The organism is Nocardia halotolerans (assembly GCF_042650145.1).
In the GTDB taxonomy this organism is placed as follows: Bacteria; Actinomycetota; Actinomycetes; order Mycobacteriales; family Mycobacteriaceae; genus Nocardia; species Nocardia halotolerans.
On sequence record NZ_JBHSDL010000014.1, the window covers coordinates 1,620,540 to 1,635,877 of the forward strand.

At 69.6% G+C, this 15,338-nt stretch carries 14 protein-coding genes; 5 read left to right on the forward strand and 9 right to left on the reverse strand.

Annotated features, from left to right (window positions below):
- Positions 1–74: 74 nt before the first annotated feature.
- On the forward strand, positions 75–218 hold the full coding sequence (locus ACFO5K_RS17970; protein ID WP_378563589.1) for a hypothetical protein: 144 nt from the start codon (positions 75–77) through the stop codon (positions 216–218).
- Between the two features lie 24 nt (positions 219–242).
- On the opposite strand, the gene ACFO5K_RS17975 is transcribed toward ACFO5K_RS17970, so the two are convergent.
- The 6 genes from ACFO5K_RS17975 to thiO form a co-directional block, all read right to left on the reverse strand.
- Complete coding sequence (locus ACFO5K_RS17975) at positions 243–1,013, reverse strand: adenylate/guanylate cyclase domain-containing protein (RefSeq protein ID WP_378563946.1); 771 nt, start codon at positions 1,011–1,013, stop codon at positions 243–245.
- A 332-nt stretch (positions 1,014–1,345) separates the two neighbouring features.
- Complete coding sequence (locus ACFO5K_RS17980; protein WP_378563592.1) at positions 1,346–2,110, reverse strand: ABC transporter permease; 765 nt, start codon at positions 2,108–2,110, stop codon at positions 1,346–1,348.
- Positions 2,110–3,042 (reverse strand): ABC transporter ATP-binding protein, encoded by a 933-nt coding sequence (locus ACFO5K_RS17985; protein WP_378563595.1) that lies wholly within the window; start codon positions 3,040–3,042, stop codon positions 2,110–2,112. The genes ACFO5K_RS17980 and ACFO5K_RS17985 overlap by 1 nt, the downstream gene beginning before the upstream one ends.
- Positions 3,043–3,135: 93 nt before the next feature.
- Entirely contained in the window at positions 3,136–3,900 is a 765-nt protein-coding gene (gene thiG, locus ACFO5K_RS17990) for a thiazole synthase (RefSeq protein ID WP_378563598.1), read from the reverse strand.
- Positions 3,893–4,108, reverse strand: a complete 216-nt coding sequence (thiS, locus tag ACFO5K_RS17995; RefSeq protein WP_378563601.1) for a sulfur carrier protein ThiS — start codon at positions 4,106–4,108, stop codon at positions 3,893–3,895. Before thiS ends, thiG begins: the two co-directional genes overlap by 8 nt.
- The gene (thiO, locus tag ACFO5K_RS18000; protein WP_378563604.1) at positions 4,105–5,190 is read right to left on the reverse strand and encodes a glycine oxidase ThiO; all 1,086 of its coding nucleotides are present in this window, start codon (positions 5,188–5,190) and stop codon (positions 4,105–4,107) included. The genes thiS and thiO overlap by 4 nt, the downstream gene beginning before the upstream one ends.
- A 96-nt stretch (positions 5,191–5,286) precedes the next feature.
- Between thiO and thiE the strand changes: the two genes are divergently transcribed.
- Complete coding sequence (thiE, locus tag ACFO5K_RS18005) at positions 5,287–5,985, forward strand: thiamine phosphate synthase (RefSeq protein WP_378563607.1); 699 nt, start codon at positions 5,287–5,289, stop codon at positions 5,983–5,985.
- Positions 5,986–6,069: 84 nt separating this feature from the next.
- Here the strand turns inward: thiE and ACFO5K_RS18010 are convergent, their stop codons facing one another.
- Complete coding sequence (locus ACFO5K_RS18010) at positions 6,070–6,705, reverse strand: NUDIX domain-containing protein (RefSeq protein ID WP_378563610.1); 636 nt, start codon at positions 6,703–6,705, stop codon at positions 6,070–6,072.
- A gap of 129 nt (positions 6,706–6,834) precedes the next feature.
- On the opposite strand from ACFO5K_RS18010, the gene ACFO5K_RS18015 reads away from it, so the two are divergent.
- From ACFO5K_RS18015 to ACFO5K_RS18025, 3 genes are read left to right on the forward strand one after another with little or no spacing between them, the layout of a single operon-like run.
- Positions 6,835–8,316, forward strand: coding sequence for a hypothetical protein (locus ACFO5K_RS18015; protein WP_378563613.1), 1,482 nt, complete (start codon positions 6,835–6,837; stop codon positions 8,314–8,316).
- Positions 8,313–9,272, forward strand: coding sequence for a glutamate ABC transporter substrate-binding protein (locus tag ACFO5K_RS18020; protein ID WP_378563616.1), 960 nt, complete (start codon positions 8,313–8,315; stop codon positions 9,270–9,272). Before ACFO5K_RS18015 ends, ACFO5K_RS18020 begins: the two co-directional genes overlap by 4 nt.
- Before the next feature lie 5 nt (positions 9,273–9,277).
- Positions 9,278–11,965 (forward strand): serine/threonine-protein kinase, encoded by a 2,688-nt coding sequence (locus ACFO5K_RS18025; RefSeq protein WP_378563619.1) that lies wholly within the window; start codon positions 9,278–9,280, stop codon positions 11,963–11,965.
- Positions 11,966–12,030: 65 nt separating this feature from the next.
- Here ACFO5K_RS18025 and ACFO5K_RS18030 read toward each other — a convergent pair whose 3' ends face one another.
- Both ACFO5K_RS18030 and pta read right to left on the reverse strand, forming a co-directional pair.
- Complete coding sequence (locus tag ACFO5K_RS18030) at positions 12,031–13,233, reverse strand: acetate kinase (protein WP_378563622.1); 1,203 nt, start codon at positions 13,231–13,233, stop codon at positions 12,031–12,033.
- Complete coding sequence (pta, locus tag ACFO5K_RS18035) at positions 13,230–15,308, reverse strand: phosphate acetyltransferase (RefSeq protein ID WP_378563625.1); 2,079 nt, start codon at positions 15,306–15,308, stop codon at positions 13,230–13,232. The genes ACFO5K_RS18030 and pta overlap by 4 nt, the downstream gene beginning before the upstream one ends.
- Between the last annotated feature and the right edge of the window lie 30 nt (positions 15,309–15,338).

Genomic DNA, 15,338 nt, shown 5'->3' on the forward strand with positions numbered 1-15,338 from the left:
ATCACATCGCCTCAGAAAAAAAGCAAGCACGCGTGCTTGTTAATTGCGAGCAATCCACCAGGCAAGATGGACCCATGTCTGCCGTCCTGCTCTTCGCCCTCGCCGGATTCCTGCTCGGCGGGGCCTACACGACCTGGAAGAACAACCGGGCGATGTCGATCGCGCTGATCGTGGCCGCCGTACTCGCCGGACTCGGCGGCGCGCTGTGGCTGGAATAACGGCTGCGCGCGGGCCGCGACAGGTCAGGAACGGTCCGCGCGCAGCTTGAAGATGCGGACGTCCTCCGGGACGCCACTGAGCGGGGCGGCGAAGAAGTTGCGCTTGTACGGCTTGACGGTGGCGCCGAGCTCGTCGAGAGTCTCCGGGCGCAACGCGGCCAAGGTGGTACTCGACAGCATGGTGTTGCCGTTGCCACCCGCCTCCATCATCCGCGCGGCGATATTGACATCCACCCCCAGCCAGTCGCCACCGATCTCGCGCGGTGAACCGGTGTGCAGGCCCACCCGCATCCGCGGCTGGTACCCCGCCACCTCCACCCCGGCCAGATTGCGGCGCGCCGCCACCGCGGCACGCACCGCGCGATCGGGCGAGGAGAACACCGCCATCAGTCCGTCACCCATCCGTTTGACCACCTGACCGCCACGCTCGGCGATCGGCGGCTCGATGGCCTGGGCGACCTTGCGCAACAGCTCCAGCGTGCGTTCGTCACCCGCCGACAGCGACCAGTTCGAGAACGCCACCAGATCGGTGAACACGATGGTCACCTCCTCGGTGCCGCGACCACGCCCCACCCGCTCCAACGCGGCCTGCCACACCTGCAACGCCCCGAAACCGATCTCCCTGACCGCGGTCGGCGCACCCCCGGCGATCTTGTCCGCGGCCCTGGCCACCGCGCGAGCGCCACCGGGGCCCGACACCGACAGCGGATCACCGAAGGCCGGGTCACCGGGCAACTGCGCCCGCGCCTTGCGCAAAGCCCCGACCACATCGGCCCGACGGTTGGCTGCCTGCAACTTCGACGAGAGCTGGACACGCCGACGACCGGTACGCGCACCGGCATCGGACTCGGCCGGATCGGAGGACTCACTGACGATCGGCTCCAACGGGATGACCACCTCCGCGTCAGCGTCACGCTGCCGCGGATCCACCCCGCCAGAAGGCGTTTCACTCACGCCCAGAGCCTAGCTGATCCGCCTCTCCGGCAATTCAGGCCAGAGTCATGCGCGGGAGGCTTTCCGGAGGCGGCAAGGCGGGGGATCGGTTGTACGCGAGCACCCCCGGCGTCCGGGCAGCGGACGTCGGGGGTGGTGGCCCGGGCTATTGCGAGGGCAGCCCGGGACAGTTGTCAGGCGTCTCGGCGGTTGACCACCACGAGTGCGCCTGCGAAAACGATCACCGCGAAGGCGGCGAAGTAGGCCAGGCTGCCCCAGACGCCCCAGTGCCAGTCGGTCGCGACCTGTTCGACGGCCAGGAAGCGGTCGGCGTTGGCGAAGGGCAGGAACGGCTTCACGGTGCGGCCGAAGCTGCCGAAGGCGCCGAGCAGGGGTTCGATCAGCAGCGGCCACAGCACGATCAGCGAGATCGCGGCGGCGGACTGGCGCACCAGCACACCGACACCGACAGCGAGGATCATGCACAGCAGGGCATAGATCGGGACGCTGTAGATGGCCTGCCAATTGCCGTCGAGCACCAGCATCGGCGCGTCGTCGCCGGCGATCAGCTTCGCCACCACGAACGAGACCAGCGCGAGCACAAAGGTCAGGACGGCCGCGTAGACGCCGACCAGGGCGGTCTTTGACAGCATCACCTTGGTCCGGTTCGGCACGGCGAGGAAACTGGAGCGGATCACGCCGAAGCGGTATTCGCTGGTCACCGTCAACGTGGCCATGATCATCAGCACCATCACACCGAAAGCGGTGACACCGGATACCGCCATGCCCGGGGTGAGCGCCGGCGGGCCCTCACCGGCCCCGGCATCGCCGGTATCGATCGAGGTGACCAGCGCGACCAGTGCGGCCAGGCCGAGGCTGAGCACGACCACGATCGCCGAGCACCACCAGGGCGAACGGGTGGAGGTGAGTTTGATTCGTTCCGCTGTGAGTACGCCCATCAGAGCGCACCTCCCATCGCCTGATCCTGGCCTTCGGCGTGGTATTCCACCGCACCGCCGGTCATCCGCATGAACGCCTCCTCGAGCGAGGCCTGCTTCGGCGCCAGCTCGTAGAGGGTGACGTTGTTCTCCCCGGCCACCTTGCCGATGTCATCGCTGCTCACACCCGCGACGACCAGCGCCGCATCGCCCTCTTCGCGCACGGTCATACCGTGCGAGGTGAGCAGGCTGCGCAACTGGTCCAGCTGCGGGCTGCGCACCCGCACCGAATTCTCCGCGGCGCGTTCGATGAATTCCTTGGTGGTGGTGTCGGCGATGAGCTGACCACGACCGATCACGATCAGATGGTCGGCGGTCTGCGCCATCTCCGAGAGCAGGTGACTCGACACGAGCACCGTGCGTCCCTCGGCGGCCAGGCGCTGCATGAACCGGCGGATCCACAGGATGCCCTCGGGGTCCAGGCCGTTCACCGGCTCGTCGAACAGCAACACCTTCGGGTCGCCGAGCAGCGCACCGGCCAGGCCGAGCCGCTGCGACATGCCCAGCGAGAAGCCGCCCGCGTTCTTGGTGGCCACCTCCGACAGGCCGACCAGCCGCAACACCTCGTCGACCCGCTCGCCGGGCAGATCGTTGGATGCGGCCAGCCACTGCAGGTGAGCGCGCGCGGAACGGTTCGGATGCACCCATTTGGCGTCCAGCAGCGCCCCCACCTGGGTGAGCGGACGTTCCAGCTGCGCATAGTGCATGCCGTTGATCAGCGCGGTACCCGCGGTCGGCTTGTCCAGCCCGAGGATCATCCGCATAGTCGTCGATTTGCCTGCACCGTTGGGTCCGAGGAACCCGGTCACCTGTCCTGGTTTGACAGAGAACGAGAGATCCTGCACCGCGACGGTCTGGCCGAATTGCTTGGTCAGGCCCTTCAGCTCGATCATGCGTCCAGCTTGCCTCGAGCGGGCCGGTGCGCGCGTCGGCGGGAAGTAGCGAGTCGGGTCATCCTCGAGGATGACCCGACCCTGAGCCGGGGCTCAGCGCCCTGGGGAAGAAGCCTGAGCCCAGAAACGCTTCGGAATGCGACCGGCCTGTGCGGCGAGGTATCCGCCGCGCACGGCCGCCGCCATCGCCTCGGCCATCAGTTCGGGTTCGCGGGCCCTGGTCACCGCGGTGGCCAGCAGCACCGCCGAACAGCCCAGTTCCATCGCCAGCGCGGCATCGCTGGCGGTGCCGATACCGGCATCGAGGATCACCGGCACGCCCGCGGCGCCCACGATCATCTCGAGATTGTGCGGGTTGCCGATACCCAGGCCGGTGCCGATCGGCGAACCCAGCGGCATCACCGCGGCGCAACCGGCGTCCTCGAGCCTGCGGGCCAGCACGGGGTCGTCGGTGGTGTAGGGCAGCACGACGAAACCGTCGTCGACCAGCTGTTCGGCGGCGTCGAGCAGTTCGAACGGGTCGGGCAGCAGGGTGCGTTCGTCGGCGACGACCTCGAGCTTGACCCAATTCGTCTCCAGCGCCTCGCGCGCCAGCTGGGCCGTGAGCACGGCTTCGGCAGCGGTGCGGCAGCCCGCGGTGTTGGGCAACACGGTGATGTCGAGACGCTTCAACAGGTCGAGCACGCCGGTGCCGCCCGCCGCGTCGACCCGGCGCATGGCGACGGTGGTGAGTTCGGTGCCCGAGGCGCGCAGGGCCTGTTCGAGCACGGCCAGGTTCTCGGCACCACCGGTGCCCATGATCAGGCGCGAACCGAATTCGCGGTCCGCGATGCGCAAGGGCGCCCGCGACTCAGCCACCCTGCACCGCCGTGAGCACCTCGATGGTCCAGCCGCGACCCACCGGCTCGTCCCAGCGCGATTTCGGGAACACCGCGCCGTCGACGGCCACCGCGACACCCTGGCACGGCAGTTCGAGCCGGGTCAGCAGGTCGCGCACGCTCAGCGGCTCGGCGAATTCGTGGTCGACACCGTTGACGGTGACACCGAATGGGATGGTCGAAGTCATCGAACTCCTCCTGGGGAAGACAGCGATTCAGCCGGAAAGCGTTGCGGTGCGGCCAGTTCGGCGACCGGCGAGATGATGCCGTCGAGCAGGGCGGGCACCAGCGACGCGGTGAGGGCCAGGGTCAGCATGCCGTTGCGGCCGTGTCCGGTGGCCGCCAGCACGCGGTCGTCGAGCGGGCCGAGCAGCGGAAGGTTGTCGGGCGTGCCGGGGCGCGAACCCGCATTCGCTTCGGCCAGTTCGTATTCGCCGATACCGGGCAGGATCGCCTCGGCGTCGGCGATCAGGTCACGCACACCGCCGACGGTGACGGTGGTATCGAAGCCGGCTTCGTATTGCGTCGCGCCGACGACGATTCCGTCCTCGCGCGGCACCATGTACACCGGCCGGCCGTGCACGCGGGCCCGGATCACCCGCGCGGGCGGCGGCCGCACACCCGGGCGGTGCCGCAGCCGCAGGATCTCACCCTTCACCGGGCGTACCGGCAGACCGGGCCACAGCTGCGCGGAACGGGCACCGGCCGCCAGCACCACCCGGTCGTGCGGCAGATCATCCAGCGCCACAACGTTTTCGGCCCGAACCTCGACACCGGCCGCGGCGCACGCGGCCCGCAGCGCGCGCAGCACCCGGCGGTTGTCGACGGCCGGTTCGGTCCGCGCGAGCAGACCGGCACGAACAGTGCGGGCCAGCGCCGGTTCCAGGGCGCGCACCCCCGCGCGATCGAGCACCCGCAGGTCGTGACCGAAACCGGCGAGCCACTGCGACACCGTGCGCAGATCGGCGGCATCGGCACCGTCGAGGGCGACGGTCAAGGTCTGTTCGGCCACGAACATCGACTCGCCCGACACCGCGCGCAGCCGCTCGCCGAACGCGGGCCACTCGGCCAGCGCGGCCGCACCGAACTCCAGCACCCGATCCTCACCGGGCCAGCCCTCCGACAACGGCGCGAGCATCCCACCGGCCACGAAAGACGCGCCCGAGGCGGGAGCGGGATCGAAGACGGTGACCGTCCACCCGCTCTCGGCGGCCCGCCATGCGACAGCGAGCCCGACGGCGCCGCCGCCAACGACCGCCAGAGTGCGCATCACGTTCCTTAAACTCGGTAGTTCGGCGGCTGCCGCCGCATGCTTGTCAGCCGCGAGTATTCGCAGTTCCACGGTAGCGCGACTACCGTCGATACCGTGCAGCCCTCCCATCCGAACCGTTCCGTCCCGCCCAGGGAGCGCCTCTCCACCGCGCTGCTGTATCTGTGCACCGATGCGCGCCGGGAGAAGGGCGATCTGGCCAGATTCGTCGATGCCGCGCTCGCCGGTGGCGTCGACATCGTGCAGCTGCGTGACAAGGGGTCCCCCGGTGAGGCCGAGTTCGGTCCGCTCGAGGCCAAGGCCGAGCTCGGAGCGCTCGCCGAGATCAAGGCCGCCACCCGCCGCCACGGTGCGCTGCTCGCGGTGAACGACCGTGCCGATATCGCGCTCGCCGCCGGCGCCGACGTGCTGCATCTGGGCCAGGGCGACCTGCCGCCCGCCTACGCGCGGCGCATCCTCGGCCCCGACGTGGTGATCGGCCGGTCCACGCACAACCGCAACCAGGCGGGCCTGGCCGCGATCGACGGCCACCTCGACTACTTCTGCACCGGCCCGATCTGGACCACCCCCACCAAACCGGGTCGCCAGGCCGCGGGCATCGACCTGCTGCGCTCGACCACCGACTCCCACCCCACCCTGCCGTGGTTCGCCATCGGCGGGATCGACGCGCAACGGCTGCCCGAGGTGCTCGACGCGGGCGCCCGCCGCGTGGTGGTCGTCCGCGCGATCACCGAGGCCGCCGACCCGGAGGCCGCGGCCCGCGAGCTCAAGGAAACCCTGCACTCGGCGCGCTGAGACCGCCGTCGGGGTCTTCGGATCACCGCGTGTGAGGCCGATCAGCGCAGATGACCGCCGGTCGGTTTCGGTGCCGGAACCAGCTCAGGACAGCACGTCGGCACGGGTGATCGTGGGACGGTCCGCGGACTCGGCGTCGATGACGACTTCGGCGCCCGGGCCGTCGGCGTGCGCGTGCAGCCAGAAGAAGCCCTGCCCGGCCACCTCGACCGTGCGGGGCAGGGCGCCGGTGAGCTCGCTGTCCTCGGCCCGCACGCGCAGCGGTACCGCGCGCAACCCCACCCACGCGGACGCGAAACCGGGGTGCAGGGGCAGGGCGGTGACGTCGCCTTCGGGGACCCAGGCCAGTTCCACGCTCTCGCCGTTGGCCACGGTGCCGAGCGGGCGGTCGGTGTCGGCGACGACGGTGGTGTAGGTCCAGCCGCTCGGCGCGGTCATCGTCAGCCGTTCGGCGCGCACCCGCACCGCTTCGGCGGTGATACCCGCTTCCTCCTCGGCCTCCCGGACCGCCGCGTGCTCGGCGGTCTCGTGCGAATCGCGGGCGCCGCCGGGCAACGCCCAGGTACCGCCCTGGTGGCTCCACACCGCCCGGTGCTGCAGCAGCACCGCCGAGCTGCCATCGGGTAGCGGTGCGCGCAGCAACAACCCCGCCGCACCGAATCGGCCCCAGTGCCGAACTCCACCCGGACTGTCCGACCAGCCGTCTCCGTCACCGCGCATCCAATACTCTTTCCTCCGTAGCAGCCGATCAGCAACCGTCATGGGGGTGTCTGTGAGGCTGCGCCACCGGTAGGACCAGAATAAACTCCGCGCCAGCACAGGCGCGCGGAACGTACGGGGAGGTGAACGATGGTCGAACCGGGCAACCGCGAAGCCGCGACCGAAGTGGCGGCCGTCCGCACCGGCCCGTCGTCGCAGGCCACAGGGGGTGTCGAGCCCGGAAAATCCGGGTCAGCGGAGCCGGTTACCGGCAGACGCGCGCTGTCTCGCCGATCGGCTCCGGTGCTCGACCGGCCGTCCGCGCCCGACGTCAAGGCCCTGCGTGAGCAGCTCCAGCCGGCCCGCCTGCGTGGTTTCGCCCAGTCCTCCCCCGGCCGGTTGCTCGCCGCCGGACTGGTGCTGATCGTGCTGTGTGTGGCCGCGGGCATGGTGACTTCGGCGACCGTCAGCGAGCGCCGGCAAGCTCTCAGCACCCTGCTCGACGACACCGAACCCGACGCGTATTCGGCCAACCACCTCTACACCTCGCTCTCGATCGCCGACGCGGCCGCCGGTCGCGCCTTCATCGCGGGCGGCATCGAACCCGAAGCCGTGCGCGACCGCTACACCCAGGCCATCGGCGAGGCCGCCGCCGAACTCGTCACCCAGGCCGGGCACATCTCCGCCGCCGAGGCCGCCGACCCCGCGGGCACCGATCGCCGGCTGCGCACGGGCATCGCCACCGGACTGCCCGTCTACACGGGGCTGATCGAAACCGCGCGCGCCAACAACCGCAACGGTTTCCCGGTCGGCGCGGCCTACCTCAGTGAAGCCTCCCATCAGATGCAGACCACGCTGCTGCCGATGGCCGAGGAACTGGAAAGCCACCGCATCGATGCCGTGACCTCCGCCCAGCACCGGCACGTGCAGCCACCCTGGAGCGCGATCGCGTTGCTCGTGGCGGCGCTGCTGGCGCTGATCTGGGTGCAGGTGGAGCTCGCCCGCCACTCACGCCGGGTGTTCAACATGGGATTGCTGCTCGGCACCGGCGCCCTGGCGCTGACCCTGGTGTGGACGGTCGCGGCCGGCTCGGTGTCGGCGATCGCGATGATCCGCTGCCGGGATCAGGGCGCGGTGCCCGCGGCCCGGTTGGCCGAGAGCCGGATCCTGGTGCAGCAGGCCAGGTCCGCGGAGATGGTGAAACTGGTGCGCCGCGATGCCACCGGCGACTACGACCGCACCTACGACACCAATGTCGTGCGGCTCGCCGAATTGCTCGACGGCTACGGCGCCGACGCCCCCGCCCGCGACGAGGTGGCCGCGGCCCGCACCGCGTTGACCCGCTGGCAGTCGGCCCATCAGCGGATGAACGACACACTCGACCGCGGTGATTTCACCGGTGCGGCCGCCGTGGCGACCGGACCCAGCACCGCCGATTCCGCCGCCCAGGTCGGCGCGCTGGAGACAGCCCTCGACCGGGCGGGTGGGGCGACCCGGGAAACCCTGCGAACCAAGGTTTCCCAAGCCATCGACACGCTGACGTTCCTGCCGCCCGGCGCGTTCATCCTCGGTATCGCGGCCGCCGCCTGTGTGGCGCTGGGCCTGTGGCCACGGCTGCGGGAGTACCGATGAGCCGCGGGCGCGCTGTCGCGGCGCTGCTGCTCGTGACCGCCGGGCTGCTCGGCGGCTGCACCCAGAGCACACCGCAGGCCGACGAACGCGGCGTCTATTCCGAACCGCCGTTGCCCGCCAAGGCGATCCCGATCGGCACCGACACCCCGCTGCCCGAACGCGCGGTCCAGCAGTGCGGTGATCCGACGGCCAGCCTGCGCCCCAGTACCGCGGGCGGGCCGACGGTCGAGGCCATCCGGGCTCGCGGCAGGCTGATCGTCGGGCTCGACGCCGGCAGCAACCTGTTCAGCTTCCGCGACCCGCTCACCGGGCGCATCGTCGGCTTCGACGCCGACATCGCCCGTGAGGTCGCCCGCGACCTGCTCGGTGACCCCGATCTGATCGAATACCGCAGTCTCGCTTCGGCCGAACGCGAACGCGCGCTGCAAGAACACACCGTGGACCTGGTCGCCAAGACCATGACGATCACCTGCGAACGCCGCCAACAGGTGGCGTTCTCCACCGTGTATCTGCGCGCCGACCAGCGGGTACTGGCCATGAAGGACTCCGGTATCAACGGACTGGCGGATCTGGCGGGCAAGCGGGTGTGCGTGGTGCGTGGCACCACCTCGCTCGACCACATCCGCCGTGATCAGCCCGCCGCCACCATCCTCACCGTGCCCACCTGGGCGGACTGCCTGGTGGTGCTCCAGCAACGCCAGGTCGACGCGGTGAGCACCGACGACACCATCCTGGTCGGCCTGGCCGCCCAGGACCCCTACACCGAGGTGGTCGGCGAGAGCATCAGTGTGGAGCCCTACGGCATCGGCATCCCCAAGGGTGACGACGACCTGGTCCGCTTCGTCAACGCGACCCTGGATCGCATCCGCACCGACGGCACCTGGACCCAGATCCACCGCCGCTGGTTGTCCGCCCTCGGCAACGACACCCCGCCCGCACCGAAGTACCGGGACTGATCGCCATGCACACGCCACCGTCGAAAGGCGAACCCGAACAGGTCGATCCGCCAGAACGACGCGAGCCGACCAAGCTGACCCAACGCCCGAAACCGGGCACTCTCCCCGGCGGCTGGACTCTGCCCCCGACACCGGCCGACGACGAAACCCAGCCGCTGCCCAAGCTCGCCACGGGCACGGAGTCCACGTCCGCGCCCTCGGCCCGCCACGGGGACGAATTTGCGGCTCCCACCGAGGCCACCACACGTTCGAACGCTTCCCCGCGCGCTCAGTCCACCGGCACCTCCAGTGACACCCACCGGCCGGAACCCCCGGACACTCGAACAGTGTCACGCACTGCCTCGGCAACGGGTTCTCCCAGCGCCGAGAGCGCCGACCACGAGCAGTCCACGCCATACGCCGCCACACAAGCCGCCGAGCGATCCGCGGTGACGCCGGCCACCGAGGACGCCGAGTACCAACAATCCACGCCGCATGCGCCCACACAAGCCGCCGAGCGGTCCGGCGGATCCGCCGGCCGCACTTCGGGGCAGACCAGCGGCGCGACCACTCGTTCCGGTCGCAGTGTGCGCACGGCCCGGTCCCGGCCCACGCGCCGGATGGGCGCCGGGCTGGTGCCGATTCCGACCGTCCGACCCGCTGATCCGCGAGACGCGGTACTCACCGACCCCGTGGTGTCGGAGGGACGCCGGTTCTGCTGGCGCTGTGGCGATCCCGTCGGCCGGTCCACGCCCGCGCATGCCGCCTCGACCAGCGGCGCGTGCGAAAAGTGCGGCGCCGCCTACGATTTCCGCCCCTCACTGCACGCAGGCGACATGGTGGCGGGGCAGTACGAGATCCAGGGCTGTATCGCGCACGGCGGGCTCGGCTGGATCTACCTGGCGATCGACCGCAATGTGAGCGACCGGTGGGTGGTGCTGAAGGGCTTGCTGCACGCCGGCGACTCCGAGGCGCACGCCGTGGCGGTGGCCGAGCGGCAGTTCCTGGCCGAGGTGGCCCACCCCAGCATCGTCAAGATCCACAACTTCGTCGAGCACACCGCCGGTGACGGATCGAGCATCGGCTACATCGTGATGGAGTACGTCGGCGGTCATTCACTGCGCGACATCCTCGACACCAGGCCCTCCGGCGAACGCCTGCCGCTGGCCGAGGCCATCGCGTATGTGCTCGAGATCCTGCCCGCCCTCGAACACCTGCACTCGATCGGCCTCACCTACAACGACCTAAAACCCGACAATGTGATGGTCACCGAGGACCAGGTGAAGCTGATCGACCTGGGCGCGGTAGCCACCATCGAAGCCTACGGAAACCTTTACGGCACCAAGGGTTTCCAAGCCCCCGAGATCGCCAGGACCGGCCCCACGCCCGCCTCCGACGTGTACACCGTGGGACGCACCCTGGCCGCGCTCACCTTGCGGTTGCCCAGCGAGCACGGTCGTTATCTCGACGGCATCCCCGATCCCGGCGACGAACCGCTACTGGCCCGCTACGAGTTCTTCCACCGTTTCCTGCTCACCGCCACCGATCCCGATCCGGCCCAACGGTTTCCGTCGGCGCGGGCGATGTCGGCGCAGCTGGCCGGGGTGCTGCGCGAGATCCTCGCCCACGACACCGACGAAGAACATCCCCAGCTGTCCACCGTGTTCAGCCCCCAGCGCACCAGTTTCGGCACCGAGGAACTGATCAGCCAGACCGACGCCTACCTCGACGGCGTCGGCCGCTCACCACTGCTCGATTCGCGCGATGTCGTCGCGGCGCTGCCGATTCCGCTGCTCGACCCCGCCGATCCGGCCGCGCCGCTGCTGGCCGCGACCGCGAATCCCGAACCCGAGCGCGTACTCGAGGCCCTCTACGACGCACGCGAACGTGCCGAAGCCGACCCGGAGAACGCACCGGAAACCCTCGCCGGTGAACTGCTTTTCGCCGAAGCACGCGCCCGCCTCGAACTGGGCGAGTCCGCGGCGGTACTGCACCTGCTCGACCGCGTACCGAACGTCCACGACTGGCGCGCGGACTGGTTCGCCGGCCAGGCCCACCTGCTCGAACTGGACTACGAGGCCGCCTTCGCCGCATTCGAATCGGTGCTGCGGGTACTGCCGGGCGAGATCGCGCCCAAGCTGGCACTGGCAGCCACCGCGGAACTAGTTCTGCAGCACTGGGATTCGCCCGAACCCGAACAGTGGCGAGCCTTCGCCGAACGCTATTACGGCACCGTGTGGCGCACCGACCGCGCGGTGGTGAGCGCGGCATTCGGGCTGGCCCGGCAACTGGCCGTGGCGGGTCGGGTGGGCGAGGCGGTGCACGCGCTCGACGATGTCCCCGCCGCCTCACGCCACTACACCACGGCCCGGACCACCGCGATCATGTTGCTGCTCACCAGCGCCCCCGTGGACCGGCTCGACGAACAGGTCCTGCGCCTGGCCGCCTCGCGCGCTCAGGCGATCGCGGCAGGCGAACACCGGGCCACACTCATGCGCACCCTCGTCCAGGGCTCCGCACTCGCCTGGTTGCAGGCAGGAAACACACCGAAACGCAAGGACGCCAAGCTGTTCGGCCGACCGTTCGACGAGCGCGCCCTGCGCGACGGCACCGAAACCGGCCTGCGCGCCCTGGCCCGCAACGCCCCCGGCCGCACCCACCGCTACGCCCTGGTCGACCTCGCCAACTCACTACGCGCCAAGTCCTGGTTCTGAATCATGGCGGCCAGGGGCCGCGGGTGCGGGTTCGGCGGCGGTCGGTGTTCGGTCGTGCTCTGTGGTCAGTGCGGGTTGCTGACCAGCTCGTGGGCCGCGCGGGCGATGGCGAGTTCTTCGTTGGTGGGGACCACCAGAACCTGTACGGGTGCGGAATCCGGTGAGATGCGCAGGATTCCGGGTGCTCGGGTCTTGTTGCGTTCCGGGTCCACTTCGATGCCCCAGCTGTCCAGCCCGGCCAGCGCGTCGGCTCGCACGGGCGCACTGTTCTCGCCCACGCCGGCGGTGAAGATGATCGTGTCGACGTTGCCGAGGTCGACCAGGTAAGCGCCGAGGTAGCGGCGCAGGCGGTGGATGTAGACGTCGTAGGCCAGTTTCGCCTGGGTGTCGCCCTGGTCGATGAGTTCGCCCAGCTCGCGGAAGTCGTTGACGCCGGACAGTCCCTTGATCCCGGAATTGCGGTTGAGCAACTGCTCGACCTGGGACAGGTCCAGACCGGCCACGCGCATCAGGTGCGGAATGATCCCGGGGTCCAGATCGCCGGGCCGGGTGCCCATCACCAAACCCTCGAGCGGGGTCATGCCCATGGTGGTGTCGATCGCCACCCCGGCTCGGATCGCCGAGGCCGATGCCCCGTTGCCCAGGTGGAACACGATCTGGTTGAGCTCATCGGTACCGCGTCCGAGGAACTCCGCGGCCTTCCGCGACACGTACTGGTGGGAGGTGCCGTGGAACCCGTACTTGCGCACACTGTGCGCGGCAGCGACTTTCGCGTCGATCGCATAGGTGCGGGCGGCCTCGGGCAGGCTGTGGAAGAAGCCGGTGTCGAACACCGCCACCTCCGGGATGCCGGGCAGCAGTTCCCTGGTGGACTCGATGCCGATCACATTGGCCGGATTGTGCAGCGGCGCCAGCACCGACAGATCCCGGATGGTGGCCAGCACGTCGTCGTCGATCAGCGTCGGCTGCCAGAACACCTCGCCGCCGTGCACCACCCGGTGCCCGACCGCCCCGACGCCCGCGGTGGTCAGGTCGATGCCGGTCTCCCGAAACATTTCGAAAGCCTGCCGCAACCCGGCCCGATGGTCCGGGATGGACCCTTCGTGCACGAGTTCGCGTTCGCCGTCGTCGTGCACGATGCACCCGCCGTGCGCCTCGCCGATCTTCTCGACCATGCCCGACGCCAGCACCTGCGCCGACTCGGCGTGCAGCAGTTGATATTTGATCGAAGACGAGCCGCAGTTCAGAACCAGGACCAGATCACTCACTGCGCGTCTCCCTGCGCCTGGATCGCGGTGATCGCCACGGTGTTGACGATGTCGGCGACCAGCGCACCGCGCGAGAGGTCGTTGACCGGCTTGCGCAGACCCTGCAGCACCGGTCCGATCGCGACCGCGCCCGCACTGCGCTGCACCGCCTTGTAGGTGTTGTTGCCGGTGTTCAGGTCGGGGAAGACGAAAACCGTTGCCTTACCGGCCACTTCGGAGTCGGGCATCTTCGCGCTGGCGACGGTGGGTTCGATCGCCGCGTCGTACTGGATCGGTCCGTCCACCGGCAGCCGCGGTGCCCGTTCGCGCACGAGCTGGGTGGCCGAACGCACCTTGTCGACATCGGCGCCGGTCCCGGAGGCCCCGGTGGAGTACGACAGCATCGCCACACGCGGATCGATCCCGAACCGGGCCGCCGTGCCCGCCGAGGACACCGCGATGTCGGCGAGCTGCTCGGCGGTCGGGTCGGGCACCACCGCGCAGTCGCCGTAGGCGAGCACCCGGTCGGCCAGGCACATCAGGAACACGCTCGACACCGTGGAGACGCCGGGGACGGTTTTGATGATCTCGAAGGAGGGCCGGATGGTGTGCGCGGTGGTGTGCGCGGCACCGGAGACCATGCCGTCGGCGATGCCCTTGTAGACCATCATGGTGCCGAAGTAGGAGATGTCGGCCATGGTTTCGCGCGCCCGCTCGAGCGTCATGCCCTTGTGTTTGCGCAGCTCGGTGTATTCGGCGGCGAAGTCGTCGAGGTAGCCGGAGCTGCGTGGATCGAGCACCTGGGCGTCGGTGATGTCGACCCCGAGTTCGGCCGCCCTGGCCCGCACGGCGGTCTCGTCGCCGAGGATGGTCAGGTCGGCGATCTTGCGCTGCAGCACGCGGCCGGCGGCGCGCAGGATGCGGTCGTCGTCGCCCTCGGGCAACACGATGCGCTTGCGGTCGCCGCGGGCACGTTCGATCAGCTGGTATTCGAACATCTGCGGGGTCACCACGGTCGATGACGGCACCTTGATGCGCTCGAGCAACGCGGGCGCGTCGACCCGCTGTTCCATCAGCGCCAGGGCGGTGTCCACCTTCAGCGGGCTGCCCGCCCACATCCGGCCGCGGGTGCGGTGCACGGCGCTGGCGGTGTCGTAGGTGCCCAGGTCGGTGGTGAGGATCGGCAGCTTCGGGTGCAGGCCGGCCATCAGCCGCGCGATCGCCGGATGCGGTCGGATGCCGCCGTTCATGATGATGCCGGCCAGCGACGGAAAGCCCGCGGCCTCATGGGCGTTCATCACCGCGATGAGCACGTCGGAGCGGTCGCCGGGCGCGATCACCACCACACCGTCGGACAGCCGCTCCAGAATGTGTTCGGCGGTCATGCCGCCGACCATGATGCGCAGCGCCTCGCGTTGCAGCAGTTCCGGGTCGCCGCTGTAGATTTCGCCGTCGATCGCCCCACACAGTTCGCCCATCGTCGGCGCCATCAGCAGCGGCACTTCGGGCAGCGTCCACGACGGCACGTCGAAACCGTCGAGGGCGGCGCAGATCTCGTCGCTGTCCTGCGGTGCGCAACGGTTGGCGACCACGGCCACCAGGTGCGCGTGTTCGGCGGCCAGCTCGGCGGCACACAAGTCGACCAGCTGCTTCACCTCGGCCGGGCTGCGTTCGGCGCCACGCACCACCAGCAGCACCGGGGCGCCCAGGTTCACCGCGATCCGCGCGTTGTAGCGCAGCTCGCTGGGGCTGGCGACATCGGTGTAGTCGCTGCCAACGATCACCACCGCGTCGCAGGCCTTGGCCACCGCGTGGAAGCGCATCACGATCTCGCTGATCGCGGCGCCGGGGTCGCGGTGCACGTCTTCGTAGGTGACGCCGATGGCCTGCTCGTAGCCGATGTCGGCGGTGCTGTGCTCGAGCAGCAACTCGAGAATGTAGTCGGGTTCCTCGGCGGAGCGGGTGATCGGACGGAACACCCCGACCCGAGCCGTGGTCGCGCACAACATCTGCAGGACACCGAGGGCCACCGTGGATTTTCCGGTGTCACCCTCGGGTGAGGCGATGTACACAGTGGACGGCGCTTGTTCGACCATGGTCGCGAGCTTAGTTAATCGGGGGCACTT

What these genes read in the sequence shown, in the direction of transcription:
- ACFO5K_RS17970 (WP_378563589.1), top strand. Translation starts at nt 75, where the DNA reads ATGTCTGCCGTCCTGCTCTTCGCCCTCGCCGGATTCCTGCTCGGCGGG.
- ACFO5K_RS17980 (WP_378563592.1), bottom strand. Translation starts at nt 2,110, where the DNA reads ATGGGCGTACTCACAGCGGAACGAATCAAACTCACCTCCACCCGTTCG.
- ACFO5K_RS17985 (WP_378563595.1), bottom strand. Translation starts at nt 3,042, where the DNA reads ATGATCGAGCTGAAGGGCCTGACCAAGCAATTCGGCCAGACCGTCGCG.
- thiS (WP_378563601.1), bottom strand. Translation starts at nt 4,108, where the DNA reads ATGACTTCGACCATCCCATTCGGTGTCACCGTCAACGGTGTCGACCAC.
- thiO (WP_378563604.1), bottom strand. Translation starts at nt 5,190, where the DNA reads ATGCGCACTCTGGCGGTCGTTGGCGGCGGCGCCGTCGGGCTCGCTGTC.
- ACFO5K_RS18010 (WP_378563610.1), bottom strand. Translation starts at nt 6,705, where the DNA reads ATGCGCGGTGACGGAGACGGCTGGTCGGACAGTCCGGGTGGAGTTCGG.
- ACFO5K_RS18015 (WP_378563613.1), top strand. Translation starts at nt 6,835, where the DNA reads ATGGTCGAACCGGGCAACCGCGAAGCCGCGACCGAAGTGGCGGCCGTC.
- ACFO5K_RS18020 (WP_378563616.1), top strand. Translation starts at nt 8,313, where the DNA reads ATGAGCCGCGGGCGCGCTGTCGCGGCGCTGCTGCTCGTGACCGCCGGG.
- ACFO5K_RS18025 (WP_378563619.1), top strand. Translation starts at nt 9,278, where the DNA reads ATGCACACGCCACCGTCGAAAGGCGAACCCGAACAGGTCGATCCGCCA.
- pta (WP_378563625.1), bottom strand. Translation starts at nt 15,308, where the DNA reads ATGGTCGAACAAGCGCCGTCCACTGTGTACATCGCCTCACCCGAGGGT.